The 26,236-nt window shown below is 46.8% G+C and carries 29 protein-coding genes; 13 read left to right on the top strand and 16 right to left on the bottom strand.

What is annotated here, in order from left to right; translation table 11 throughout:
* Window position 1: 1 nt before the first annotated feature.
* The 4 genes from ABQ275_RS10320 to ABQ275_RS10335 are packed head-to-tail and all read right to left on the bottom strand — an operon-like array spanning window position 2 to window position 4,793.
* On the bottom strand, window positions 2-1,177 hold the full coding sequence (locus ABQ275_RS10320; RefSeq protein ID WP_349318216.1) for an ABC transporter permease: 1,176 nt from the start codon (window positions 1,175-1,177) through the stop codon (window positions 2-4).
* Window positions 1,170-2,339, bottom strand: coding sequence for an ABC transporter permease (locus tag ABQ275_RS10325; RefSeq protein WP_349318217.1), 1,170 nt, complete (start codon window positions 2,337-2,339; stop codon window positions 1,170-1,172). The genes ABQ275_RS10320 and ABQ275_RS10325 overlap by 8 nt, the downstream gene beginning before the upstream one ends.
* Window positions 2,336-3,325, bottom strand: coding sequence for an efflux RND transporter periplasmic adaptor subunit (locus tag ABQ275_RS10330; protein WP_349318218.1), 990 nt, complete (start codon window positions 3,323-3,325; stop codon window positions 2,336-2,338). The genes ABQ275_RS10325 and ABQ275_RS10330 overlap by 4 nt, the downstream gene beginning before the upstream one ends.
* A 13-nt stretch (window positions 3,326-3,338) precedes the next feature.
* Window positions 3,339-4,793: a TolC family protein gene (locus ABQ275_RS10335; protein ID WP_349318219.1), complete on the bottom strand. Its 1,455-nt coding sequence runs from the start codon at window positions 4,791-4,793 to the stop codon at window positions 3,339-3,341.
* Between the two features lie 305 nt (window positions 4,794-5,098).
* On the opposite strand from ABQ275_RS10335, the gene ABQ275_RS10340 reads away from it, so the two are divergent.
* The 8 genes from ABQ275_RS10340 to ABQ275_RS10375 all read left to right on the top strand — a co-directional run bounded on the left by ABQ275_RS10340 (window position 5,099) and on the right by ABQ275_RS10375 (window position 9,272).
* A complete protein-coding gene (locus tag ABQ275_RS10340) occupies window positions 5,099-5,632 on the top strand; it encodes a YceI family protein (protein WP_349318220.1) in 534 nt (177 codons plus the stop codon).
* A gap of 67 nt (window positions 5,633-5,699) precedes the next feature.
* Window positions 5,700-6,635 carry a ring-cleaving dioxygenase gene (locus ABQ275_RS10345; protein WP_349318221.1) on the top strand — a complete coding sequence of 312 codons (936 nt, stop codon included), beginning with the start codon at window positions 5,700-5,702 and terminating at the stop codon, window positions 6,633-6,635.
* A 1-nt stretch (window position 6,636) separates the two neighbouring features.
* Window positions 6,637-7,266: an alpha/beta hydrolase gene (locus ABQ275_RS10350; protein ID WP_349318222.1), complete on the top strand. Its 630-nt coding sequence runs from the start codon at window positions 6,637-6,639 to the stop codon at window positions 7,264-7,266.
* Window positions 7,267-7,280: 14 nt separating this feature from the next.
* On the top strand, window positions 7,281-7,682 hold the full coding sequence (locus ABQ275_RS10355; RefSeq protein ID WP_349318223.1) for an OsmC family protein: 402 nt from the start codon (window positions 7,281-7,283) through the stop codon (window positions 7,680-7,682).
* 1 nt (window position 7,683) lies between these two features.
* Window positions 7,684-7,941, top strand: coding sequence for a (4Fe-4S)-binding protein (locus ABQ275_RS10360; protein ID WP_349318224.1), 258 nt, complete (start codon window positions 7,684-7,686; stop codon window positions 7,939-7,941).
* A gap of 11 nt (window positions 7,942-7,952) precedes the next feature.
* Window positions 7,953-8,225, top strand: a complete 273-nt coding sequence (locus ABQ275_RS10365; RefSeq protein ID WP_349318225.1) for a GNAT family N-acetyltransferase — start codon at window positions 7,953-7,955, stop codon at window positions 8,223-8,225.
* Between the two features lie 59 nt (window positions 8,226-8,284).
* Window positions 8,285-8,860: a YeeE/YedE thiosulfate transporter family protein gene (locus ABQ275_RS10370; RefSeq protein WP_349318226.1), complete on the top strand. Its 576-nt coding sequence runs from the start codon at window positions 8,285-8,287 to the stop codon at window positions 8,858-8,860.
* 1 nt (window position 8,861) lies between these two features.
* The gene (locus tag ABQ275_RS10375) at window positions 8,862-9,272 is read left to right on the top strand and encodes a DUF6691 family protein (RefSeq protein ID WP_349318227.1); all 411 of its coding nucleotides are present in this window, start codon (window positions 8,862-8,864) and stop codon (window positions 9,270-9,272) included.
* A 127-nt stretch (window positions 9,273-9,399) separates the two neighbouring features.
* Here the strand turns inward: ABQ275_RS10375 and ABQ275_RS10380 are convergent, their stop codons facing one another.
* From ABQ275_RS10380 to ABQ275_RS10420, 9 genes are all read right to left on the bottom strand, one after another.
* Complete coding sequence (locus tag ABQ275_RS10380; RefSeq protein ID WP_349318228.1) at window positions 9,400-9,966, bottom strand: DUF4142 domain-containing protein; 567 nt, start codon at window positions 9,964-9,966, stop codon at window positions 9,400-9,402.
* A gap of 278 nt (window positions 9,967-10,244) precedes the next feature.
* Entirely contained in the window at window positions 10,245-11,369 is a 1,125-nt protein-coding gene (locus tag ABQ275_RS10385) for a zinc finger domain-containing protein (protein WP_349318229.1), read from the bottom strand.
* Between the two features lie 111 nt (window positions 11,370-11,480).
* On the bottom strand, window positions 11,481-12,605 hold the full coding sequence (locus ABQ275_RS10390) for an SPFH domain-containing protein (protein WP_349318230.1): 1,125 nt from the start codon (window positions 12,603-12,605) through the stop codon (window positions 11,481-11,483).
* Between the two features lie 71 nt (window positions 12,606-12,676).
* The gene (locus ABQ275_RS10395; protein WP_349318231.1) at window positions 12,677-14,737 is read right to left on the bottom strand and encodes a copper-translocating P-type ATPase; all 2,061 of its coding nucleotides are present in this window, start codon (window positions 14,735-14,737) and stop codon (window positions 12,677-12,679) included.
* A gap of 126 nt (window positions 14,738-14,863) precedes the next feature.
* Window positions 14,864-15,712 carry an alpha/beta hydrolase gene (locus tag ABQ275_RS10400; protein ID WP_349318232.1) on the bottom strand — a complete coding sequence of 283 codons (849 nt, stop codon included), beginning with the start codon at window positions 15,710-15,712 and terminating at the stop codon, window positions 14,864-14,866.
* A 103-nt stretch (window positions 15,713-15,815) separates the two neighbouring features.
* Window positions 15,816-16,571, bottom strand: a complete 756-nt coding sequence (locus ABQ275_RS10405) for an SGNH/GDSL hydrolase family protein (RefSeq protein WP_349318233.1) — start codon at window positions 16,569-16,571, stop codon at window positions 15,816-15,818.
* Between the two features lie 80 nt (window positions 16,572-16,651).
* Window positions 16,652-18,010: an acyl-CoA dehydrogenase family protein gene (locus ABQ275_RS10410; RefSeq protein ID WP_349318234.1), complete on the bottom strand. Its 1,359-nt coding sequence runs from the start codon at window positions 18,008-18,010 to the stop codon at window positions 16,652-16,654.
* Between the two features lie 64 nt (window positions 18,011-18,074).
* Window positions 18,075-19,934, bottom strand: coding sequence for a M1 family metallopeptidase (locus tag ABQ275_RS10415; protein ID WP_349318235.1), 1,860 nt, complete (start codon window positions 19,932-19,934; stop codon window positions 18,075-18,077).
* 56 nt (window positions 19,935-19,990) lie between these two features.
* On the bottom strand, window positions 19,991-20,374 hold the full coding sequence (locus tag ABQ275_RS10420) for a hypothetical protein (protein ID WP_349318236.1): 384 nt from the start codon (window positions 20,372-20,374) through the stop codon (window positions 19,991-19,993).
* Window positions 20,375-20,659: 285 nt separating this feature from the next.
* On the opposite strand from ABQ275_RS10420, the gene ABQ275_RS10425 reads away from it, so the two are divergent.
* Window positions 20,660-21,724, top strand: a complete 1,065-nt coding sequence (locus tag ABQ275_RS10425; RefSeq protein WP_349318237.1) for a ParM/StbA family protein — start codon at window positions 20,660-20,662, stop codon at window positions 21,722-21,724.
* 83 nt (window positions 21,725-21,807) lie between these two features.
* The gene (locus tag ABQ275_RS10430; protein WP_349318238.1) at window positions 21,808-22,194 is read left to right on the top strand and encodes a polymer-forming cytoskeletal protein; all 387 of its coding nucleotides are present in this window, start codon (window positions 21,808-21,810) and stop codon (window positions 22,192-22,194) included.
* A gap of 95 nt (window positions 22,195-22,289) precedes the next feature.
* Here ABQ275_RS10430 and ABQ275_RS10435 read toward each other — a convergent pair whose 3' ends face one another.
* Window positions 22,290-22,520, bottom strand: coding sequence for a DUF3820 family protein (locus ABQ275_RS10435; protein WP_349318239.1), 231 nt, complete (start codon window positions 22,518-22,520; stop codon window positions 22,290-22,292).
* 88 nt (window positions 22,521-22,608) lie between these two features.
* On the opposite strand from ABQ275_RS10435, the gene ABQ275_RS10440 reads away from it, so the two are divergent.
* Entirely contained in the window at window positions 22,609-23,043 is a 435-nt protein-coding gene (locus ABQ275_RS10440) for a nuclear transport factor 2 family protein (protein WP_349318240.1), read from the top strand.
* 17 nt (window positions 23,044-23,060) lie between these two features.
* Here the strand turns inward: ABQ275_RS10440 and ABQ275_RS10445 are convergent, their stop codons facing one another.
* Window positions 23,061-23,732, bottom strand: coding sequence for a hypothetical protein (locus tag ABQ275_RS10445; protein WP_349318241.1), 672 nt, complete (start codon window positions 23,730-23,732; stop codon window positions 23,061-23,063).
* Between the two features lie 212 nt (window positions 23,733-23,944).
* Here ABQ275_RS10445 and ABQ275_RS10450 point away from each other — a divergent pair, with 212 nt between their 5' ends.
* Both ABQ275_RS10450 and ABQ275_RS10455 read left to right on the top strand, forming a co-directional pair.
* Window positions 23,945-24,334, top strand: coding sequence for a response regulator (locus tag ABQ275_RS10450; protein ID WP_349318242.1), 390 nt, complete (start codon window positions 23,945-23,947; stop codon window positions 24,332-24,334).
* 136 nt (window positions 24,335-24,470) lie between these two features.
* Complete coding sequence (locus tag ABQ275_RS10455; protein ID WP_349318243.1) at window positions 24,471-24,944, top strand: Lrp/AsnC ligand binding domain-containing protein; 474 nt, start codon at window positions 24,471-24,473, stop codon at window positions 24,942-24,944.
* A gap of 62 nt (window positions 24,945-25,006) precedes the next feature.
* Here the strand turns inward: ABQ275_RS10455 and ABQ275_RS10460 are convergent, their stop codons facing one another.
* Window positions 25,007-26,188, bottom strand: coding sequence for a THUMP domain-containing protein (locus ABQ275_RS10460; RefSeq protein ID WP_349318244.1), 1,182 nt, complete (start codon window positions 26,186-26,188; stop codon window positions 25,007-25,009).
* Window positions 26,189-26,236 lie beyond the last annotated feature (48 nt).

Genomic DNA, 26,236 nt, shown 5'->3' on the forward strand with positions numbered 1-26,236 from the left:
GTTACAAAGATACAGGTTGTTGTTGCTTATTCAATCTCCTTAATCCTAATAAAGCCAGGAACACATAAAATGCCCATAGCAGCAGCAGGTGGATCAGGGGACCGCTATTATCGTGCAGGTTGCCACCCGTCTGTACGATGGATGTGTACAACTTCAGGAAGGGCGTAGTAGGCACCATGGAAGACACCCATTGCAAGGGTACCGGCAGGGATTCATAAGGCCAGGCAAAGCCGCTGATCAGGAAAATGGGATAGGTAGAAAAAGCCATCAGCTGGGCCGCCAGCAACTGGCTGCCAAAGAGGGTGCCCAACCAAATACCCAGCGGAATCAACGCTAGTATAAAAACGGTGAAAGCGATCCCCACATCCAGCGGATGCCCCCGGAAAGGAATATCCAGTGTGCGGTAGTTGACCGTCATAAAAAAGGCGGCGTAGGCCAGGAACAGCAACAGGTAAAAAGGTCCCTTTCCCCACAAGGTGGCGGAAAGGCCGCCACCAGCCATGCTTACCAGCTTCGGTATCTGCCGCTGCTGTTTATCCAGGGCCACACTTCCGGCCAATCCGATGAGCAGGGTTTGTTGCAGGATCAGTGCCAGCAGGCCGGGAAGCAGAAATGCGCCGTAGCTGGATCGTTCATTATACAATGGGCGGTAGTCCACATTTACCGGCATCGCTTCCTGCATGGCCATTTCGGAATTGAGTCCTTTCATTTCATGGTATTTCAGACGCACCCCGGCGCCTACCACCATACCGATCTGTGTAACCGCTCCGGCCAGTTCACTGGAAGGCAGGAAGCGGGCAGCATTGACCGCCAGCACTACATCGGCCTGTTGCAGGGCCAACACACTGGTTTGCATTCCTTTGGGGATATAGAGATAACCCTGCGCTTCCCCGGTATACATTTTATGTTGCGCCTCTTCCAGGCTGCCCGTCCTGATCACCGCCACGATCTGCAGGTTGTTGAGCTGTTCTATGTAGGCGCGCGACATCTCACTTTTATCATCATCTGTTACAGCCAGCTCTACTTTCTCTTCCACTTTATAAGAATAGATACTGCCATAGAAAAAAGCATAGAACAAAGGCGCCAGTAATAAGGTCAGCAACAGGCTGTGATCCGTAGCTATCAGCTTTATTTCCCGCAGGAACAAACGACCTATATGACGGATAAAATCAGGCATGCTGCAATTTTAGTTTATTCAGTTTCCGCTGAAAAAAGAAGATCGCCAGCGGCAGGGTGATGATCACGAATAATAACATGAGCCCCATTTCGCGGTAAACGAAGCGCAGGGGTAGTTCCATAAAATACACTTTAACAAATGCATCCAGGAAAGGTGTAAAGGGCATGATCATCGCATAGTATTGATCATACCAGGGCATGCCCCAGCGGGGAAACGTAAAGCCGCTGAATACAAACGCCGGCGAGGTATAGAACAGGCCCAGGTCACAGGCTATCATCACATCATCTACGATCGCCGAAACCATGGTGCCGATACTGATACAGGCCAGCAGCAGTAATGTAAAAATGAAGAACAGTCCCCAGGAGGAGCCGATGATGCCCCCGCCAAAAATGGGAAAGATGATACAGGTAACCAGGATATAATTGAGCCAGCCAACGCTCAGATGCGCCAAAGCCTTACCTGTTATGGCATTGGAGGCAGAGCCGTTTGCCAGTGTATACAGCTCCGTTAGGGTGCCTGTTTTACTTTCATAGTTCAGCACCAGGATAGCCACCATGATCACCATCATTTGTAAGGCCACGGCTATCAGTCCTGGCGCCAGGTATTGCTGGTAATCATACTGCGGATTGTACAACATAAAAGAATGCAGCTTCACCGGCATCACCAGTGCCATGGCCTTTCCTGCGGGCATGCCTGTTTTTACCAGCTTCTGCAACTGTACTCCGGCGCCGGCGGTTATCAATACCTGGGCGGCATCTTTATAAATTAATTTCGCAGTAACCACCGCGGCTGTATTTGTATACACCGTGATATAAACCGGTTGCCTGCTTTTAATATGTTCATCCATGCGGCGGGGGAAATGCACGGCTGCCGCCACTACCCCACTTTTCATCATAGCTTCCAACTCCGCCTGGCTGTTTACCTGTTGTGTGATGTGAATACTTTCCGTTTGTTCCAGCATAAACATAAACTGCCGCGACAAAGGTGAGCGCGCCTCGTCCCATATAGCAACAGGCAGGTCTTTTGCGAACTTCCCGTTATAGATGTAGGCATATAAAAAACATACGATAACCGGCAATACCAGCAATACCAGGTAATGCACCGGAAGCGTCAGTATCCGCTTCCATTCGCGCACAGTGATCTTGAGTATGGAACGCATCATGGCATTTGCATGGAGGCCGTCATACCGGGGCGCAATCCCTGCAAGGCCGACTGGTTAACGGGTTTACAATCCACTGTAAAAGTGCGCAGTTCAAATTTCCCTTTTTCTTTTACCGGTACCCAATTGGCGAAAGTGAGCGATGGCGATACTTTAGCTACCACGGCTTCAAATTTCTCTGGTACACAGCCGGGCACCTGCATCTGTACGCGGGCGCCTGCCGGCAGCTTATCCATCTGGTCCTGCCGGATATTGAAGCGCATATGGTAGGTATCCGGTTTTTGCAGGGTCATGAGCGGATAACCAATGGCTACGATCTCTCCCTCTTCTATTACCATGGAAGAAATAATACCATCTGCAGGTGCATGGATGTAAGTATTGTCCGACAGGGCTTTGGTGAGGGCGTATCCTTCCTGCGCCTGTTTCAGAATGGCAGCAGCGGCGGTCAGCATTTCCGGACGGGTGCCTTGTTTGAGCATGTCCATATTGAGTTTGGCCGTTTCCATTTCTTTTTTCGCTGCCTGCAATTTGAAATATACCAGGTCTTTTTCCTGTCCTGAAATCACTTCATCGCTGAACAGGTTTTCCATCCGCTGATATGTTTTTTGCATCAAGGCATATTGTTCCTGGGTGATGTTGTAGAGGTTGTCGGCTGCTTTGATGGCTTCGGGCCGCGCTCCTTTTTCCAGGAGTTGTAATTGGCTCTGTGCCGCTTCAATGGCAGCGAGCGCCTGGTTTTTGATAGCATTTATTTCGGTAGAACGGAGTACACCCAGCAGTTGCCCCTTTTTTACGGTATCTCCCTGCTGTACCAGCAGGCTATCCAGTCTGCCGGGAAATTCTGCCGCTACGTCTACATAGTCTGCGTCCACCATTCCCAGCACGGTGTTTTCTGCGGGGGCTGGCTTCTTTATAAAAAATATCAATGCTATGATCAATATAACGATGGGGATCAGCAGTGCCCAATAATTTTTAAAAACGGCTCTCATGTATTTTACCGGTTTAGTTGTTAACGTAAGTGGCGAATTGTTCCGGTGTACCTACAATATTCCAGTATTCTGCCAATGCCAGGTAGTAGCCCAGTACGGCGGTATAGTAGACCTTTTGCATTTCTTCTTCCAATAACAGGGCGTCGTTTACATCTTTAACAGACGATAGTTGATTCTGCATACGATCATTCACCAGGGTGGTTGTGAGCTGCGCCTGTTGCCGGGCACTATCCAGGGAAGCCACTTCATTTTGCAGCGCCGTTAATTTGTTCATGGCTACACGTAGTTGCAGTTCCAGCGATGTCTTTGTATTCTCAGCCGCCATCTTTGCTTCTTCCACCAATACTTTACTGGCTTTGGAACGTTTGTTACGCGCAAAGCCGTCAAACAGCGTCCATTGCATTTCCACGCCTACCAGCCATGGTGGTATGGTTACAGGTAAGTCTTTCTGATATAGCGACAGATTTCCGATAGCGAAGATATTAGGGAGAGATAAAGAGCGTGTAGCCTTCACCGCTACCTGGGCCAGGTCAGTTTTACTCTGAACAAGGTGATAGGTAGGATTATTCATCCAGGGGTTATTTTCAGTAGTCGTGGTGACGGCGGTATTTTCATATTGTAAAGTGTCGTTGATGCTGATGGGCGCATCAATTGATTGTCCTAACAGGTGATTCATTTCCAGTAAGGCATTTTGTTTTTCGAGTTCCAGGTTGCTGTACCGGTTAGTGGCCTGTGTATAGGAAACCCGTGCCCAGTTGAGCAGGTACGGCGGCAGGATCTGGTTATCTTTCAATGAAGTGGCGTAATCACGGTTTTTGCGGAATGCAGCTACGATCACGGCTTCATGTGCCATGATGGTGTTGAGGTACATAATGCGCAGGTATTGGGCGCTGATTAAAAAGTACAACCCTTTTTCCACTACCTGTTGGTTGAATTGTCCTGATACCACCTGCGAGCGCGCCAGGTCCTGTACCGCAGTGATCTTGCCACCCAGGTAGATCGGTTGCCTGATGCCGATGCCTGCCGTAAAATAGGATTGTTTACTAAGCGCAGGATTGTAATCAGGATAGAAGGCGTTGATCAGTCTTTTGGTGGAATTGGAGATCACATCCTGTACGCCCTGGGGTAGCGGCTGCCCGGTTATCTGCTGATAAACGGTGTTGGCTGTATTGGCGCTCTGTGCGGCAGATCCTTCAACCACGCCATCTTTTACCTGCTGCAAATTTATTTCCAACGGTTTGCCCAGGTAGTTATATCCCGCCAGTAAATCCACTTTCGGATAATAAGAACGATTTTCCGCCTGCAGGGAATATTCCCGTGCCTGCAGGGAGCGTTCCGCCTGCTTTACCAGCGTGTTTCCCTGTTTGGCTAGTTGGTAACATTCCTTTAGAGTCAACTGTTTTCCGTGCTCCTGTGCTGCTACAAACATCGCTGGCAGTAAGAGTGTTATTAACAGGAAATATTTCATACGGATATCATTTCGTACGGTTATCCTTACCGGATACCTACGCAACTAAACAATTTTTCATGCCTAATGTTTATAGTATTTAAAAAAAATTAAACATCATATCACCACTTATTCATCACTTTAAATTCATTATCTTTAGTTGCTCCCGTAAATAGTACATCATTAAGTTTATTTTATCCATTTCCAGTCATCCCGTATTGTGTGATATTTGCTGGGTGTTTGCAACAATGCTTTAAGTAAACCGGTTACCAATAATACTTTCACCCGAATCTATTTTAATCGTTCATCATAAAAAAACTATCATTATGGCAAAGCAACAATGGGTATCAGACGCTGACCACTGCGAGCTTGGATTCAGGATCAGACACCTGATGATTACCAATATCAATGGCAAATTCAATAGCTTCCAGGTAGCCGCCGAAACGGAGGAAGAAGATTTTATGACTGCAAAAGCAACAGCTACCATTGACGTGGATTCTATTTCCACAGGTAATGCTCAACGGGATGAACATCTTCGCTCCCCTGATTTTTTTGATGTAAACAAATACCGGAACATCACGTTTGTTACCACCAAATATGAGAATATAGATAATGATGGTTCCTATACATTATACGGCGATCTGACGATCCGGGATGTAACCAAAAACATTAAATTGGACGTAGAATTCGGCGGGGTGGTAAAAGACCCCTGGGGCAATACGAAAGCGGGTTTCACTGTCAACGGTAAAATTAACCGTAAAGATTTCGGATTGAACTGGAATACAATTACCGAAAGCGGCGGCCTGTTGGTGGGTGACGATGTAAAAATAACATGTGAAGTACAGCTAATCAAGAAATAAACCGTCTTTAACCGTTAGCTTTCAATGATCTGCTGAAAGCTAACGGTTATTTCAATAAACCAGCATTATGGACAATGCAATAACCGGCCTGCATCATATCACTGCCATTTCCGGCAATGCCAAACGGAATTTTGATTTTTATACAAGGGTTATGGGCCTTCGTTTTGTAAAGAAGACCGTGAATTTTGACGACCCTCATACGTATCATTTTTATTATGGAGATGAAACCGGATCTCCTGGTACGATCCTTACCTTCTTTCCCTGGGAAGATATTATGGCCGGCCGTCGCGGTACCCATATGGCCACAGAAATAGGATACGCCATACCTGAAGGCAGTATCGATTTCTGGCAAAAACGGCTGGAAGCAGAGAACATCATTTACAATAAACCATCCGCTAAATTCGGGGAGGTATACCTCACTTTCCTGGACCCCGACGGACTAAAAGTGGAACTGACAGTTCCAGAGAAACCTGATCCCCGCAAGCCCTGGGAAACAGCTGCCGTCACAGCAGCCAATGCTACCCGCGGATTTCATCATGTAACACTTACCCTGGATGATATTCAGCCTACGGCTGATCTGCTGGTATCTGTATTCGGGTATCAGCTGATCAAGCATAAGGAAAACAGGTACCGTTTTGCCAGTCCTGCGGGCGAAACCGGCACCTATGTAGACCTGGTGGAAGCCAAAGGCGAACCACGCGGTCATGTAGCCGGTGGCAGCGTGCATCATATTGCCTTCCGGATGAAAGACGATGCTATGCAAATGTATTACCGCGAAAAACTGGAAGCATTAGGACTCAATGCCACACCACAACTGGACCGTAAATATTTCCGGTCTGTTTATTTCCGGGAACCGGGCGGCGTATTATTTGAACTGGCTACAGACATTCCCGGCTTTACAGTAGATGAACCGGTAGCGGAACTAGGCACCCACCTGATGTTGCCCGAACAATATGAACCACAACGCGCAGAGATAGAAAAAAAATTAATTAAACTGGATTAAGATGGACTTCAAACCGATGAAGTATGTATACCAACCCGCAGATAACGGGAAGGGACCTACGCTGTTGTTACTGCATGGTACCGGTGGCGACGAACATGACCTTATCCCGCTGGCATCCCAGCTGGCACCGGGTTACAATATACTGAGCCTGAGAGGCAACGTACAGGAACATGGCATGCCGCGTTTTTTCCGCCGTCTTGGCATGGGTGTATTTGATGAAGCAGATGTACATTTCAGGACACATGAAATGGTGCATTTTATCAGGGAGCTGGCAACTACAGCGGGCTTTGATGTAAACAATCTCATCGCAGCTGGTTATTCCAACGGCGCCAATATCGCGGGCGCAACGCTGATCCTTTATCCTGAATTACTGGCGGGCGCTATCCTGTTCCGGCCCATGCAGCCCTTACAGGGAATAGAAGATAGTTTTGAAACCACGCGGCAACAGCCGGTTTTCATGAGCTCCGGTACACAGGACGGCACCGTAGACCCTGCCGATACAGCGGCGTATGCTGCTTTGTTAAGTACCAACGGCTTCCGTGTGAGCAGTTATGAAGTTAATACCGGCCATAATTTATCGCAATCCGATCTTGACCTGGCCAAACAATGGATGAAAGATAATTTTCAATAACCACCTACGCTATTATGGACGAAGAAGTAAAAGTTAGTATTGAAGGAATCCCTTACCAGGTATCGGTATCAGCACGCGACCACCGCTGGCTGGCAGACGAGCCTACAGATATAAACGGAGGCGATACAGGCCCTAATCCCGGTGAACTGCTACTCAGCAGCCTGGGTGCCTGCACTGCCATCACGCTGACGATGTATGCTGCCCGCAAAAAGTGGCCACTGGAAAAAGTAGATATAGACCTGCGCTTCAACAGCACCGCGAAACCCACGCCGGATACAACGGTGATAGAATGCGTGATTCACCTGACCGGTGAACTGGACGAAGCACAGCGGGCCCGCATCATGGAAATTGCGCACGCCTGCCCTATTCACAAACTACTATTGAATCCTATTCAGATCAACACTAAAGAGGATTAATATGAAAGACATCACAAAAAAATATACCAACGGGGAAGTAACCATCGTATGGCAACCCGTTATGTGCATCCACTCTGAAATGTGCTTCCATGGCCTTCCTGAAGTATTTAATCCAAACGAAAAACCATGGATCAATGCCACAGGCAGTACCACAAAGCAGATAGTGGACCAGGTAAATAAATGTCCGTCCGGTGCACTGAGCTATTTTATGAACAGCGAAAAACCAGCAGATAACCCGGAACAAAAAGACAACCAATAAGAAGCTATCATATGGAACTTAACATTCAGCAAAATACAACAAAGCACCAGTTTGAAACGGTGGTAGAAGGGCATACTGCCTTTGTATCCTATACCCTTTTTCCCGGAGGCATTGCCTACACACATACCGAAGTACCGGCAGCACTGGAGGGTAAAGGGATTGCAGGCCAACTGGCAAAATATGTGCTGGAATATGCCAGGACTAATCAGTTGAAAGTGAAACCACTTTGTCCTTACGTGCATGCCTATATGAAAAGGCATCCCGAATACAACGATCTTTTGTAAGACCGCGAAATAATTTCTTTCCGGCCTTTTATAATTAACGTGTTATCAAAACGCTGTCTATGCAAATTTTAAAATTCCTGCAACAGCCATGGCATTGGTCGGTAGCGGGTCTTCTTATCGGGCTGGTGGTTCCTTTGCTGCTGATATTGGGCAACAAAGTCTTTGGCCTTTCTTCCTCACTCCGGCATATTTGTGCGGCTTGTTTTCCGGCAGACATTTCCTTTTTTAAATACGACTGGAAAAAAGAAAGCTGGAACCTCGTTTTTGCCGGCGGTATCCTCATTGGTGGCTTTATAGCCGGATCGTTGCTGTACGATCCGAATGATGTGCAGGTTGCCGCAGCTACGCAGGCGAGGCTCTCCAGCTATGGCATTCATGATTATTCGGCATTGTTGCCACCGGAAATTTTCAACTGGGCGAACCTCTTCACCTGGAAAGGGCTGATATTTTTTGTGATCGGGGGCTTCCTCGTAGGCTTTGGTACCCGCTATGCCGGCGGCTGCACTTCCGGCCATTCGATCATGGGCTTATCTAACCTACAATGGCCTTCGCTGATAGCAACGATCTGTTTTATGGCCGGTGGCATATTCAGTGCCAACGTCATCATTCCATATATCTTTAAATGCCTGCATTAAAATGAAAAATTTCAAATACTTACTGGTAGGAATCTTATTCGGTATCATCCTGGTTAAATCACAGGTGATCAGCTGGTTCCGGATCCAGGAAATGTTCCAGTTCACCGCATTTCATATGTATGGCGTGATCGGCACAGCTGTGATTACAGGAATTATCTCCATACAACTCATCAAAAAATTTAAGATCAAAACAATTTCCGGTGAGCCTATTGTTATTGCACCGAAAATATTCAGTAAAGGTCAGATCTACGGCGGTTTGCTCTTTGGTATCGGCTGGGCTATCACAGGCGCTTGTCCGGGGCCATTGTTTGCACAGATAGGCAGCGGCTTTACCATTGTGGTAATAACACTGTTGAGCGCCATTGCAGGAACCTGGGTGTATGGCCTGGTGAAAGAGAAACTTCCGCATTAGGTGCCGTCAACCTTCCCAAATTATAAAAGTGAAACCCCGTTTGGTGCTATACCAAACGGGGTTTCGTCTATCTATACAAACATAATTTCCGTCCGCCTGATCATAAAGATCCGGGTTTATACAGGTTCTATTTTTTCAATGCGGTTTGAATGGCATTGGCAGAATCCTGGTGTGTTTTCAATACGGGCAATGTCTTCCCAGCCCAGCTTTTCAGGTCTTGATCCGTAATATCACTGGATGCTTTTTCAAATGCTTTTACATCCTTATTATGGTCGTCTACCATCATATCGATGTAAGATTTATCGAAGTCCTTTCCTTTCTTTTTTGCCAGGTTGTCCATGTGTTCTTTTTCACTGGTGGCCAGTTCAGCTGGCAGGGTGATATTCTTTTGTGCTGCCAGTGCTTTAATTTCGTCTTCTGCTCTGCTATGGTCATTTACCATCATGGTAGCGAAGGCTTTCACGCGTGGGTTCTGTGCTTTTTCCTGCGCCAGTTTTCCCATTTCCACTTCCATCATGCTGCCGTTGGCTGCTTCGACTGCAAATTCTGATGAATTATTGTCTACCGGTTTCACTACCTCGTTGATGTCCTGTGCAGAGTCTACTGGTTTGTCTTTTTGTGGGTTGGCGTTTCCGCAGGATTGCAACAGCCAGACAGCCAGTAGCGCAGGTAATATAAAAACAGCTTTTCTCATGACTTATAATGTTTTGGGTTTGTAATTGGTTTTCTTACTGACAAAAGGCAAAAAAGGTACCATGAGCGGATACACAACGGCAAGGGGTTAAACTTCAGTACAGCAAGGGATATAGAAAATAAGCAGCTCTGCCGGAAGACAAGCAGAACAAGCGTTTCCTTGTAGATTGTTTTCCCCAGATTGGGTTAATTACAGCAGGATTTTTTAGGAAGATAAAAAGCTGTTGTTGACCACATATAAGTATGCAGGCAACAACAGCTCAACAACTTACTGTTTTATTACTGGTTAGCAAATAACTGGTAGATAACGATGAGGGCCAATATAATAGTGATGACCAATCCGGCAATTTTGATCCAGCTATAGGGACGGTCGCCGGTTACTTCACCGGTACAGGCATTCACTACAAAATGATAGAGCTTGCCATTGTAACGGTATGCGCTGATCCATACAGGCAGCAACAGGTATTTCAAACCGAGGTCATTATAATCTACATCATAGTTATCTATCCGCTGTTCATCGCCACCAATATCACTACAAATCTCTCCACGGATAACAGGGTCCATTCTCTTTTTGGCGATCACCAGTCCCTGTTCTGCATTGGTTTGATACAGCTCTGCCCTGAAACCACTCAGGTAGCGGCCATCATAACCTTTGAGCTGTTCAAGATGCCAGGGCTCCAGGATCTGCGCCATTTTCAGTGGTAAAGAAGGGCTGGCAGAAACCAGTACATCGCGGAACTGATTCTCTACACTACCGGAGGCGCTATGCCACGCTGTATGACGCACTTGTCGTGTACGCGTTTCCGTTCGGCCGTTTACTTCCTGTGTATAGGTTTCTGTGACGTAGTAATATTCGCCCCGCTGACCGCTATATTCGGTGTGGGTGTTGGTATCATAACTCCAATGGGGAATATATATGCCTTTCAGTTGCTGGGAAGAGCTGTCTTTTACTTTCTTCACCATGTCTGAAGGAGCAAACCATAATTTCTCCATCCACTTTCGGAAATATTGTACCGCTTCATTATCTTTTACCACAAAGGGCAATACATAATGGGGTTGTAAGATAGCAGTTGTTTGTACATGATCAATCACGAGCGGCGAAGCGCAAAAGGGGCAGGCATCTGCCGTTACGTTGGGCAACATGGTAGTAGAAGCGCCGCAACTGGTACACTTCACAACTACCGCCTCCGATGTAGGTTGGCGGTGCTCTTGTTCGGCGGCTATAAAATCATCATACCCGAATGCGTGAATGGCCGTTGTTGCCGCTTCTTCCTCAATCATATTTACAGTACCGCAATACTCACAGCGCAAGCTGTTGGTACCCGGCGCATAATGCAGTATAGATCCGCAGTTCTGACATTTCAGCGAGGAGACTGTCTCACTTGTTTTTTCCTCAAAAGACATAGGACCAGTAATAATTGGAATTTTTTATTTACTTATTTTTTTATTTAATAATTACGGATGATAGATCTATTATCCATCATCCGTAATTATTTTTAATCCGGGTATATCTTTTTATGGCAATGGTGGCGGAATGGTGGCTAAAACAGGCGCCAGTTCAGGCACGGCTGAAGCAGCCGCCCAGGCAGCCATCCCATTTTTCCAGACGAGTGTTTGCGCCTGCAAACTACCACCAACTGCGAGTTGACGAAGTTGCTCCAGGTCATAAGGGCCGGTTTGTTTGCCTTCTACAGCTACAAAAAATGCGGCGGTAGGTGGCAAAGGTGGCGGTGCTCCGGCGCCTGCTCCTGCGGCAGGATTTGCGGGATTGTTCTGATTATTCTGGAATACATTGCCTACCTGTCCCATCATCGCAGCGCCCATGCCCGCACCCAAACCGGCAGCAGCCAATCCGCCACCAGCAGTGTTTTCAGCGGCTTTTTCCATCGCATTGGCGGCCTGGAACTGTGCATAAGCGCCCAGGTTGCCTACGATCCCCATGCTACTACGTTTATCCAGCGCAGCTTCCACTTCAGGTGGCAGGGAAATATTTTCGATGAGGAACTTAGTAAGATCCAGTCCCAGCTCATTAAATTCAGGTCTTATTTTTTCTGTGATGAGCAAGGATACTTCATCATATTTTGCGGCCAGGTCCAGTACAGGAATCTGTGCTTCTGCAATAGCATCCATACCACGGGATACCGCGAGGTTGCGCAATTGCTCATTGATACCATCTACCGTGTATTCGGGGTTGGTGGCCGCTATTTCTTTCAGGAACAGTGCTCCATCTTTTACGCGGAATGCATAGCTACCAAAAGCACGCAGCCGCAATGGGCCAAATTCTGCATCGCGCAGCATCACCGGGTTTTTGGTACCCCATTTCTGATTGGTGAACTGCCGCATGCTGACAAAAAATATATCTGCCTTAAAAGGGCTATTAAAACCATATTTCCATCCCTGTAAGGTTGTTAATATGGGCATATTCTGCGTAGTAAGTGTGTACATGCCGGGTTGAAACACATCGGCAATTTTACCTTCATTCATAAAAACAGCTACCTGCGACTCACGTACGGTGAGCTTGGCATTCATTTTTATTTCATTCTGGTAACGGGGAAACTTCCACACAATGGTGTCTGCGGACGGATCTGTCCACTCAATAATGTCAATAAATTCATTCCGGAGTTTATCAAATATTCCCATAATAACAGGTGTTTTTTAAGGTCACTGTCAAATTTATAGAAATATTCATTCGAAATGATAATAATGAAATGTTATAATTTGAGCAATCTTGCATTGATCGCAACAATGACGGTGCTAACTGTCATCAGGGCTGCACCTGCGGCAGGACTCAGCAATATCCCCCAGTGATAGAGCACACCGGCGGCAAGCGGCATCGTAATGAGGTTGTAGCCTGTTGCCCAGGCGAGGTTCTGTATCATTTTGCGATAGGTGGCCTTTCCAAACCGGATGAGGCTTACAATGTCTTCGGGGTTGCTGTTGACCAGCACGATACCGGCTGTTTCAGCGGCGATATCTGATCCTGATCCGATGGCGATACCCACGTCTGCTTGTGCCAACGCAGGCGCATCGTTGATCCCGTCGCCGGTCATTGCCACAAACTCTCCTTGCGACTGTAACCGTTTAATTTCTTCCAGCTTCTGATGTGGTAATACGCCTGCAATAAATTTATCGAGTTGCAATTCTTTGGCTACGGCGGCCGCTACTTTTTCGTTGTCGCCTGTCAGCAATACCGTGTTTATCTGTTCTTTGCGGAGCGCCTGAACAGCCTCGGCGGATTCGGGACGCAGTTCATCCGCCAGCAAAATATAACCCGCAGGTGTATTGTTGATGATGACATAAGATAAAGTACCGGTACCATCCTGTTGTGGAAGATCATGGAGATGATAATGTTCCTGTGCGTATGCAGGACTTACCACCATCACTGTTTTGCCGTTTACCTGCGCGCTGATACCTTTTCCTGTCATTGCCTGCATCTCAGTAGCGGCAGGTATTTCCAGTTGCATTGCATGCGCTTTGCTTATAATACCGGTGGCAATGGGATGCTCCGATTGTTGTTCTACTGCTGCTGCCAGGACCAGGATATCGTTGGCGGTGAAGGCTTTGTCGAGTGTTTCCATTTTTACAACCTGGAATTTACCGACGGTGAGGGTCCCTGTTTTATCAAACACCAGGGTGGTGATCTTCCGGGCGTTTTCAAAATCGGTCCTGTTTTTAATCAGGAGTCCGTGTTTTGCTGCTACGGTGGTAGATCTTGCCACCACCAGCGGTACCGCCAGTCCGAGGGCGTGCGGGCAACAGATGACAATAACAGTGACCATCCTTTCCATGGCAAAAGAAAGCGACTGTCCATCAATGCGCCAGTATAAAAATGTGCTGACACCCGCTACGATGGCAATAATGGTGAGCCAGCGCGCCGCTTTGTCTGCCAGTAATTGTGTTTTGGATTTCGCCTGCTGTGCATCGTTTACCAGTTTAATTACCTGTGACAGATAAGAAGATGCCGCGTTGTGGGAAACGGTTACTTTCAGGGCGTTGTTACCATTGAGGGCGCCGGCGATTACTTTGTCGTCCTTGGTTTTTTGTACGGGTTTAGACTCCCCGGTGAGCATAGATTCATCGAGGTAGCTACTGCCGTCGAGGATGACCCCATCGGCGGCCACCTTCTCCCCTGGCTTGATCAGGATCACCTGACCGGGTTGCAATGATGCTGTTTGTACCTCTTTTATATGGTTACCTTCTACAAGATGGGCTTCTGTAGGCATCAGTTGTACCAGCAGTTCCAGCTCACGGGAGGCACCGGCTACCGACTTCATTTCTATCCAGTGTCCCAGCAGCATAATGAGGATCAGCGTGGCCAGTTCCCAGAAAAAATCCATCCCTTCCAGTCCGAATAACGTAGCCACGCTGTACACAAAAGCTACGGTGATGGCGAAACCGATTAAAGTCATCATGCCCGGATTTTTCGTGCGCATTTCCTGCCACCAGCCGGTGAGGAATGGCCATCCTCCATAAAAAAAGATAACAGCAGATAAGGCCGTGAGCACATATTTATCGCCGGTAAAAGTAAGCTGCAACCCCAGCCATTGCTGGATCATGCGGGATAAAAGCATGACGGGTACTGTAAGCACCAGCACCACATAAAATCTTTTCCGGAAATCGTTGATCATGGCATGGTGATCATGCCCGCCATGGCTTGCGTGCGCCTGGCCATCCGTTGCATGATGATGCGAACCAGCGCCCGTGTCATCAGGTGGCGTCCGATCATGATGATCATGATCTATGTGCATATGCATGTGCTGATGATCTTCCATATGACAACCGGTTTTAGATATTACAACGCTACTGATTAATTGTTGTAAAGATGCCGATTTTATGCCAGGAAGATTTACATGATCCGGAGAGAAATTTATAAGATTTGATACTGGAGATACAATTCGTTATTTCACGATGTGTTGCAACCAGGTAGCGGCTAAACCGGGCCACGCTTCGCCGGCAGCATTACCAGGGCGCAGGCCGTAACCGTGACCACCTTTGTTGTAAAAATGTAGTTCCACCGGTACTTTGGCATCGCGGAGCGCACCTGCCATTACCAGGGCACTGTTGCCATAAGGATCATCGGCGGTAGCGAAGAGGAACATGGGTGGTGTGTTGCTGTCTGTTGTCAGTTCCGGTGTAAGGCTGCGGGCCTCTCCTCTATCCAGGTAAGCAGGATAAATGAGCATGCCAAAAGCCGGGCGTGCTGACAATGAATCTGCTTTGTCTACCGGCGTGTAGGTGTTAACGTTAGACCGGGTCGCAGCCCTGGCGGTTAAGCTACCACCGGCGGAAAAGCCCATCATGCCTACCTTTTCAGGGTTCAGCCCCAAAGAGGCAGCGCGGCTGCGCACGATCCTGATAGCCCGTTGCGCATCCTGCAATGCACCAACCTCGTTTTTCGGCACACGATACTGGAGCACAAAGGCGGTATAACCCAGTTTATTGAGCCAGGCAGCTATTTCATAACCTTCCAGGTTAATGGCGAGGATACTGTAGCCACCACCGGGGCATATGATGACGCTGGCGCCTGTATTATTTTTTGCGGTAGCGGGGAATATTTCCAGTACCGGGTCTGTTACATCTGTAAGACGCGTTACATTATTACTGGCATCCGGAGCCACCTTTGCTGCGTGCCTGGCAGCGGTTTCACCCGGAACAGTACCCGGCCACAAATGAATCTGTTGCTTTTGCTGTGCGGTTACATTTGTAGTTAATCCTATCATCATACACAAAATAAGAAGCTGCTTCATAATGGGAACTGGAATTAAACGGGTTGCGCTGGTGAAATGATTTATAATGATGAAAGGATAAGCCAGCGTCAATCCTGGTTTATCCTTTCATCCTTTAATGTTATTATTTAATACACTGCATCCATGCTTCTGCCATCAGCTGAGCACCGGCAACACTTGGATGAACGCCATCACCGGTCCAGTAAGCGCCGGGGGCAGCTTGTTGTGCTTTATTAAAAACAGCCTGGTACGGAATGAAGGCTGCCTTATATTTATCGGCTAGTTCACGCGCAGCAACGCGGTATTCATCAAATGCAGGGTACCATTTTGCATCCACGGCTTTAACGCCGGTAACCGCAAACGGTTCACCGATGATCAGTTGTACATCGGGTAAGCGTTGTTTGGTACGATCCAATAATTTTTCGTAGTCATCGCGGTACGTTTTAATAGTGCCTTTGTAGTTACCGGTGAGGGTATGCCAGAAGTCATTTACACCAACGAGGATACCCAATACATCCGGTTTCATATCCAGGCATTCGGCATCCCAGCGGTCAGCAAGCTGGTATACTTTATTGCCGCTGATACCTTTATTATAAAAGCGCAGGTTTTTGTCTGCATGTTTCAAAAGAAGGCCCGAAGCAGCCATCAGGGCATACCCGGTGCCGAGTGCACCCACATTGTTAGGGTCGTTATTTTCCCGCTTGCGGCCGGCATCGGTGATAGAATCTCCCTGAAACAGGACCATGCCCTCTTTTTTCAGGGTTACTTTCTTTGTTTTTTCCGCTGCTACGGCTGCGGACACGATATCAGGAATGCTAAGTGCCGCAATGCTGCCAAGGGACACATTCCTTAAAAAGTTACGACGGTTTGAATTATTCATAACGGATGTTTAGTTGAGTTACGGTGATGGGCGTACGCCACATAGAAACCATTAAATCTATAAAAAAGATTTTAATTTTTCTATACAAATGCACTGGAGCCCGTAATGGCTCTGCCTACGATGAGCGAGTTGATTTCCTTGGTGCCTTCATAAGAATAAATGGCTTCCGCATCCGCTACAAAACGAGCTACATTGTATTGCAACAGGATACCGTTGCCGCCCATCACTTCCCTTGCGCGGCTTACCACATCGCGGGTACGCAAAGTGCAGAACACTTTTGCCAGCGATGCATGTTCGTCTTTCAGCGCGCCTTCATCCTGTAATTCAGACAGGCGGAATACCATGGTTTGCATGGCGGTGAGATTCGACAGCATTTCCACCAGGTGTCCCTGGATCAACTGGAAGGATGCAATAGGTTTTCCGAATTGCTCACGGGTACGGGTATATGCCAGCGCATTTTCGTAGGCGCCCCTTGCACAGCCCACTGCTTCCCAGGCCACACTGGCCCGGGTCATGCGCAGTACACGGCTGGTATCTTTAAAGTTATTGGCACGCTGCAACCGGTCGGATTCCGCGATACGGCAATCTTTCAATGTGATCAACCCATTCTGAACAATACGCAGGGCCATTTTATCATGCATCTTTTCTACGCTGAAGCCGGGCGTATCCTTTCTGAGCAGAAATCCTTTTACCTGGCTATCATCCAGGTCTCTTGCCCAGATAACGATCACGTCAGCAAAAGTGGCATTACCGATCCATTTCTTTTGCCCGTTTAAAATCCAGGTATCGCCTTCACGTTTAGCCGTAGTGGTTAGTCCGCCTGCGGCGCCGGAACCCACTTCAGGTTCAGTAAGACCAAAAGCGCCGATCGTTTTGAGTTGCTGCATACCTGGTAGCCATTCATCTTTCTGTGCTTCGGAACCCAACATATAGATAGAACCCATTGCCAGCCCACTTTGCACACCAAAGAAAGTAGCCACAGAAGCATCTACCCTGGCCATTTCCATGGCAATGATCCCTTCCATCAGATAGGACCTGTTTGGACAACCATAACCATCATATGTAACGCCGCAGATATTCAGTTCGGCAAATTTGGGGATGATTTCAAAAGGGAATTCTGCTTTCAGCCAGTATTCATTCACGATAGGCTTGATTTCCTTTTCCATAAAAGCCCGCACTTTCAGTTGCAAGGCCCTGTCTTCCGGGCTGAGTCTTCCGGCCAGGTCGTAAAAATCGCCATCAATGGGTGGTAGTTGTTTCTTGCTGCCCCTGCTGCTCAACATCTTCATTAAACCATTCAACTGGTTTTCATCCATCTGGGCTACCGATTTCATCACCTGGGAGAGATCTACCTTTTCAGACAGCTTCCCCAGCATTTTAAAATCAATGCTCTTCAGCAAGTGGTAAGTACTTTTCAGTTTTGAGAACGTTCCGGACATACTGCATGGTTTTGCATAAAAATACGATTTTAGTGCGTAGCATGCCCCGCAGTCAATTACGCTATCACATGATGCGGACGTTATCACTTTTATCTGTATCCGCCACCCACGTACTTCCCAGTGTTATTTTTTTTATTTTTTTGGGAGATGAAAAAGCGAGTGAAACAGTTTTGTTTCCTTTGATCCAGCAATCGACACTCCGGTGTAACAGCAACGTGGTATTATCTGTAAACAGTACCGTAACGTCTACCGGTACGGGTTTGCTGCCTTTGGAGATGATCTCTATGCTGCAACGTTTCCTTTTTTGGGTGACGTTTTTTATACCCAGGTCGGGATAGCCATCCTCAAAGAACCATCGTTTCCAGAACCAGTTGAGGTCCTTGCCGGAGCCGGTATTCATACAATTAAAGAAGTCGTAAGGCTGCGGATGTTTGCCCTTCCATTGCGCGATATAGTAATGCAATGCTTTCAGGAACAGGCTGTCGCCCAGCATATCTTTCACATACAGGTAACCCAATGCAGGCTTCGGATACGAGCTGGTCATATAAGCATCTGTAAGCTGGTTGGAAGGTGTCATTACCGGCAGGTCCTGTAATTTTCCGGCGATCATGTTGTAACTGGGTATGCCGTAGTCATCAACGATGGTACTGTCTATCATGGGTGAGATGAGCCACTCTCCTATGGTTGCCCACCCTTCATCCATCCAGGCATACAGTGTTTCATTGGTGCCCATATAAAATGGAAACATGGTATGAAATATTTCATGATCGGTGAGTTGGATGGTAGCGGATTTGGTGGGTAGTGGGTTGTCATTCACCATCATTGGGTATTCCATCTGATCCAGGCCGTCGAATACCGTAATGTGGCTGTAAGGGAAAGGCCATTTCGGGAAAACATGACTCATTTTATCTACTGTAGCACGCGCGTATGTAATCACGTCAAAGAAGTCGGCATGCGCCGGATTAAAGGCCACATCCACACGGCTGCGTCTTTTGGTGACAGGGTCTACTTCCACACTGGTGGCGTGCCATTGGTAATGATTACTTAGTGCGAAAGCAAAGTCAGTTACATTGTCCGCTTCAAAGCGCCAGGTATTGACGTCCTTATTCATCGTGATGTTACCACCAAGCAGATCGGTGCTGTCTATTATGGTGATCATGCTGTTGCTTTGCTCCGCTTCGGCTATGCGGCGGCGGTATTTCTCGGCGTATACCTCTTCCATATTCTTCATATCGCCGGTTGCCCATACCTGGTAGTTACCCGGTACGGTAATGGCTACCCGGAAATCGCTGAAGTCGTTGTAAAATTCTGTGAGGCCGTTGTATGGCAACCTGTCCCATCCGTCTATATCATCGTACACGGCTATACGGGGAAAGAAATAAGCTATAAAATAGGCGCCGCTGTCTACAGCCCCCGTGCGGATATGCGAGTTTTCATTGAGGGTGTAGGAGAAATCCAGGCTGAGTGTTGTTTGTTGTCCGGGATACAGCTCCGGGATACCCATGGGCATGTTGGTGCCGCTGATCCGCTGCGGCAGGACCTGGTTCTTTCCATTAACCTGCATATTGCTGATCGTAACACCATCGCCAAGATCCGCTGCGGCCACTGCCATAGCGCGGTTGGCTGTCAGTTGATAGAGATTTGGAAACAATTTCAGGTTGAGCTCTCTCAGGGTATCGGGACTATTATTGGTATATATAATCTTTTCGGAGCCGGCCACCTTATTGGTATGCGGATCGAAGGTTACCCGGATATCGTAACCGGCTTTATTCTGCCAGTAGGCGGTTCCGGGTGCACCGTGCTGGCTGCGGGTATTTTTAGTGTACGCCTGTTTGATATTCAAAGGCATGTAGAGAGACGTTTGTGCCAGCCCTTGCCGGACTCCCGTTATCAACAGGAAAAAAAGAAAGTACTTCATCTTCATAAGACAGGAAATAAAAAATGTGCCTTTGCGAATAGTGACATATCAAAAATAGGTAATTAGCGGGGCAAATGCACCGCATCCGGAAGATGATGTGTACTGTCATTTTCTTTACGGGAACTATCCGGCAGCAAGGGTATAGTGCCGGTGCTGTCGATAAGTCTATGGGAACTATCTGCTGGTAACGCCGTTGTATCTTTTGTTTTTCCGGGCAATGGAATGGTGGGGGCAATATTCCGGCGTTTGTTGGTATAACCGGATACGTCCCCTTGTTTTTGCAGGTCTTTCATCATTTTTTTATCGAAAAGATATTTCGGATGTTTTTCCGGCCGCAGTCCTTTGTCAAATTGCGACTCCGCTCCCATGGCGGGCGCCGTGTATACTTTCTCTGATGTATGGCAGGCCAGCAATAGCAGGATGCAGGAAAAACCGGTATATTTCATGCCGCTAAATATGAATGGTAGTGAGTATAGACAGGGGGAATAAACAGACTCTTTTAAAACGGGAAAGGGCGGTTTTTATTATCGCTCTGCCCTGATATTCAGCTATTGACGGTAAGGATTCATTTTGAAATTAATGATGGCTGTATTATTTTTAGTGTAAATTCACTGATTGTCATCATCTTGTTTAGTAATATTTTATATATTTAAGCTCTATTTAGTATCCTGATGAATCCCTCATCCCGCGCTAAATTCTGCCAACAATAAAGTTATTATCAACGCAACACTATGAAAGTATCTACCATCTCCTTCCCCAGCGTTTTTGAAACGGCATTCGGGAATACAGAAAATTCCAGTAAAGATTTACTGAACGGATTGAAAATTAAAAAAGATGATACCTGGTACCTGGTGGGTAACCTGGCCAAAAGAGGAGGTATCAATCCGGGCAGGATCACCAATGCCTCTCCTACGGAAGAAGATTATGAGATACTGTTTAAAGCGGCTTTGCTCAACACGATCGATAAAGTGCAACAACCCATTGCGCTGACCATGGGCTTCCCCTTTTCAACTTACAACATCTACAAAACCGCTGCAGAGCAGTTTTTAAGCAAAAGGCATTTCCTGATTGATTATGATACCCAGACTTTCAATACAAAAGGTTCTTTTAAAAAGGCCATGTTTGATATTGAAAAATATGAAGTGATCCCGGAAATCGTGGGTGGTATTATTGGGTTGAAGAAAACCATCAATGAACCGCAGCTGGACAACTTTATCGCTATCAGTTTTGGCTTTGGTACGATTGAAGGCGGTATGGCTACCGGTGATGGATTGGTACACCGTACCTGTTTCAGTTCTCATGGCATCCGCTATGCGATCAACAACCTCACCCGTGAGCTGAATCAGAAACATTACCTGGAGATGAAGAATGAGCACCAGGTGGATGATGCTTTTATGAAAGGGTCTATTTTTACGAACCGTAAGCGTATTGACCTGCGTGAAATGCGTAAAGGCGTACTCACACAGTACTACAAGGAAGTGGTATCTCCCCTGATGCGGAGTTACTTCACTGACCTGGATTTTGAAACCTGCGAAAAGATATACCTGATGGGTGGTGGCGCTTATTACAGAGAGCTGACCGACGCCTTTACAGAAGAGTTCCGTGATTTTATTCCGGTAGAAGTAGCACCGGACCCTGAAAAACTCATGAGTATTGGTTATCTTCACAACTCTCTCCGGATTTCGGATAATAAACCACAAAGAAGTGTTGGACTGGATCTTGGTAACGCCAGTTCTATTATTTCTACTTTCGAAGATGAGCATCAACCGACAGTAACCAATCCCGTAACCCTATAATTTGAGTGTGTGTGATCAATGTCCGACATTTTTTCCGAAATATAATTGTCCCGGGCGCTTTCCGTATTCCTAAAGAAGTATCTGTGAACGGCAGTATAGATGCGAGTATTTCGGGGCGCATAGATGGAAACGTAAGAGGCGATGTAAAAACAACCGGTAAGCTGGTGATCAGTGAAAATGCCAGCATCCGCGGTCATATTTACGCTGCCGATCTCGTGGTGCACGGAAAAGTGTATGGCGATGTATACATCAGTAACAAGGCGCTCATCAGTAACAAAGCGTATGTAAAAGGTGATGTGAATGCGATTATACTTGAACTGGAAGAGGGTGCTGTGGTAGAAGGCGCCATCCGTAAAAATGTACAACCAACGGAGAAACCGGAAGCCGCGGCAGAACATGCACCGGGAGAAACAATACAGGATGCTGCTCCGGCACCCAATGAAGAAGAACAGACAACGAGCTGGTTCTAAAGAAGTCCTTACTAAAAGAACGTATATACCTAAACGTTATTCAATGGCCACATATTACATGTGGCCATTTCCTTTTTATCGTATAGTGCTTCCCGTTACCGCCGTTTTTTCAACGGGTCCAGGAGATGGGTTAACCCATTCATTTTAATGACCAGCATTGTTTCGAGCATTACGCCCAGCTTCCCCTTTGGAAAACCCTTACGCTGGAACCATTCCAGGTAGCTGACAGGTAAATCACAGAGTACCACATCCTTATATTTCCCAAAGGGCATTTTCATCATAACCAGTTGCTGCATCATTTCGGGGTCCGGCTGTGTCATCTCCATAAAACAAATTTTATTTCAATGACAAATTTAAACTATAATATTTCTTTTCCCACCTTCTTCGTAATTTGTATTCAACAAAAAAGACGACATGAAAAAATACCTGTTTTTTTTATTGATAGTAGCTACAGGTGCATGTGTACAACCAGGTGGGAGTATAAGTCTGACCAATCCTCATATCCAGGTAGTGAGGGAATTATATGATGCCTTTAATGCGCACGACTGGCCGGGGATGGCCGCCTGTTATAAGGATACCGCCCTGTTCCTGGACCCTTCTTTTGGCCCCAAGGCGGTGCTGCAAACGCATCAGCAAACGATTGAAAAATACCAGTCGCTACAAAAAATGTTTCCGGATATACAGGATGAAATACGTAATATTTATGGAGATAAAAATCATATCACCGTAGAATTTATTTCAAGCGCCACAGGCCCCGACGGGAAAAGATGGCACATGCCTATGTGCACCATTTTCACTATAGAAAACGGGAAGATCATACAGGATAATACCTATTACGACCAGCAATAAACAGGAACGATACGGAGCTATTGCGGCAACAAACCTCCCTGTGCAAGGGCTGCTGTCATTGTTTTGGCGTAAGCAGTGGCAAAAGATTCCAGGCTGTTGGGATTATAGGTTTCTGACTGTCCGGACCAGATCAGCTTACCATCCTGCGACAGATCATACAGGTTGCTTTCCAGGAAATAGGTTTTATCGGTGGTATAGTAACCGGGGGAATAAAGGCTCCCGTACATATAACCATAGTATCCCCAGAAGTTGCCATACCAGCCGAAAGCGGGGTATGGTGCATACCTCACTGTTCCCGGTACGTAGCGGGTATCTGATTGTTTATCTACCAAAGATACAGTGAGTACTGCCTGATAACCTGCTGCTTTTATTTTCCGGGAAACAACATCTCTCGCCGATTCATTTTTGGGGTCAAAGTTGGGCGGAAACAAGTCCAGGCTATTAGCTGCCGTTACTTTATGTTTTGTCAATGCGTCCACCAGCTTGCTTTCTACCACATTCCGGGCGTTCACGTTGGAAGTTAGTCCCATTACCACGATGTCATGATAGCCGGAAGGTGCAACACCGGGATCTGTCCAGGTACCTGTCAGGTGAACAGTTGTACCGCAGGCAATTAGTAAAAGCGGGGCCAGTATCCATGCAAAAAGGGGCGTCCACCGGTGGGGGGCGTGTAGGATATGTACGTGCATAAGAAGAGGTTTTAAAACAATAATCAGCAAAAACGTTAATTCTAGTATTACACAGATAACACTGTCTTTGCTGAAAAAGTTCGGGATGAGTGTTTTATGCAACCATCCCTATTACATGTTGCAACATTTGCTAACGTTCTCCGGCGTGATTGATAATATAAAGTGTACATTTACTTCCACAGTCAAGGTGTATGTCTAATAATAGCGGGAATGTGAGAACATTGTTATTGGTCGATGACGACCAGGACGACCAGGAATTCTTCAAACTGGCGCTGGCCGAAATCAAGGAACCGGTTTGCTGTATTACAGCAGACAATGGCCAGGAAGCACTGGACCAACTGGCTATGCACATGTACTATCCTGATCTGATTTTCCTGGACATGAATATGCCGCTGATGAACGGGTTTAAATTCCTGGAAAGGATCAAGGATATTGACCACCTGAAGCATATCCCTGTAATAGTATATTCCACCAGTAACGAACCCGGGGAAATCTCCAATGCCAAATCGATGGGCGCCATTGATTACATTACCAAACCCACCAAACTTGCCGACCTCTGCAAACTGCTCATTTCCGTATTGGACAAGCGGATGAAGCCATAAATGATCATCCGGATACCATCCCCGAACAGGGACTTTTACCTAAAATGTATAGTAATGCCTGTAGAAAGATATTTATTTTGCGATTACTGCAAAATAATGCCTATTTTTAGAAGATATTCTAAATCACACTGCAAAAATGGGCCACTCATTAAATATTGACAAATTAGATTTGCAGATCATTTCGGAGATGTCTACTGATGCAGGTATATCATATGCCGAGTTGGGAAAAAAGCTGTTTGTCTCCGGAGGTACTATCCACGTACGTATTAAAAAACTGCATGAGATGGGTGTTATAAAAGGAACGAGGTTGCAGGTAAATCTGCGTGCTATTGGTTACGACGTTCTTGCATTCATCGGTATCTACCTGGAGAAAAGCTCTCTCTATGAAACGGTTGCCAAACAACTGCTGAAAGTTCCGCAGATCGTGCGTTTGAACTACACCACTGGTGCATACAGTATGTTTGCTGAAATTATTTGTAAAGATAGCAGCGAGCTGCGTAAAATATTGCAGGATGACCTCCAGCATATTAAAGGTATAGAACGCACAGAAACGATTATTTCACTGGAAGAAAGTTTTTCCAGACCGATCAATGTCAGTGAAGTAATCTGAACAGATAACATTCAAAAAAAAATGACGCCATTGGCGTCATTTTTTTTATACTAAATCAGTCATTACGCAGTTGGTAGTTTCCGCACATCTCTTGTACCGGCATACAGTTCATATTCCAGTAAGCGGCAATCGATAGTGCTGGTATAAAACTCTATGCGGCGTTTGGCTTTCAGTCCTATCTTCTTGGCCAGGTCGAGGTTTCCGGTGAAGATATAGCCGTAATAGCCACCACATTTTTGTTTCAGGAAATCGCCGATGCGGCCGTATGTTTCTTCGAGGGCTTCTATTTCCCCCAGCCGGAGTCCATATTCAGGATTCATGTACACTACGCCGGCAGCGCCTTCCGGCACTTCCGTATCAGCGAAATCACCTTCATAGAATTCTATCAGCTCAGCTACTCCCGCAGCTATTGCGTTTTTATGCGCATTTTCTATGGCTTCCTCACTCAAATCACTGGCAATGATACGCAGTCCGGGTACTTTTACCACCTGGTTTTCCAGGAGACTTCTCTCCTGCTGATAAATCTTTTCATCATATCCACGCAGGTGCTTGAAAGCATAGTTTTCACGGAAAAGTCCGGGGCGTCTGTTAGTGGCTATCAGCGCGGCTTCAATAGCAACGGTACCGGAGCCACACATCGGATTGATGAAAGGTGACTTCCTGTCCCACCGCGAAGCGAGGATTGTAGCTGCTGCCAGTGCTTCCAGCATCGGGGCGCGACCGGGAATCTTGCGGTAACCATGACGGGCCAGTGAATCACCGGAAGTATCTACAAATACTTCTGCATTCTCATTTTTCCAGAACAGGTGAATCACGCCACCACTCAGCTCTGCACCGGTAGACGGGCGCGTGCCTGTTTTATCACGCAGGCGGTCAATCACGGCATCCTTTACACGCAGGTTGGCAAACATCCCGTTGTTGATAGAATCATTCTGCACGTTGCTGGTAATAGAAAAATAACCATCCTGTGGAATGATGTTTTCCCAGGGATAAGTATTCAGGTTACTGTAGATTTCGTCCGCATCCCGTGCTTCAAATTGTTTCAGGCTATAGAGTACCTGGCTTGCACAGCGAAGGTTCAGGTTGAGCCGCATACACTCATTGATGGAGGCGAAAATGCGCACACCGGTCACAAAGGTATCTTCGATGGTAAATCCCAGTTCTTTTATTTCCTGTTCCAGATGTGGTGTCAGACGCTTGTTACAGGTAATGGTAACCGCCGATTTCGTTGTATATAATGACATAATGAGCGCAAATTACAGATAAATATTTTGGGATTTCCGGATTTAGGA

The organism is Chitinophaga sp. MM2321, from assembly GCF_964033635.1.
Taxonomy (GTDB): domain Bacteria; phylum Bacteroidota; class Bacteroidia; order Chitinophagales; family Chitinophagaceae; genus Chitinophaga.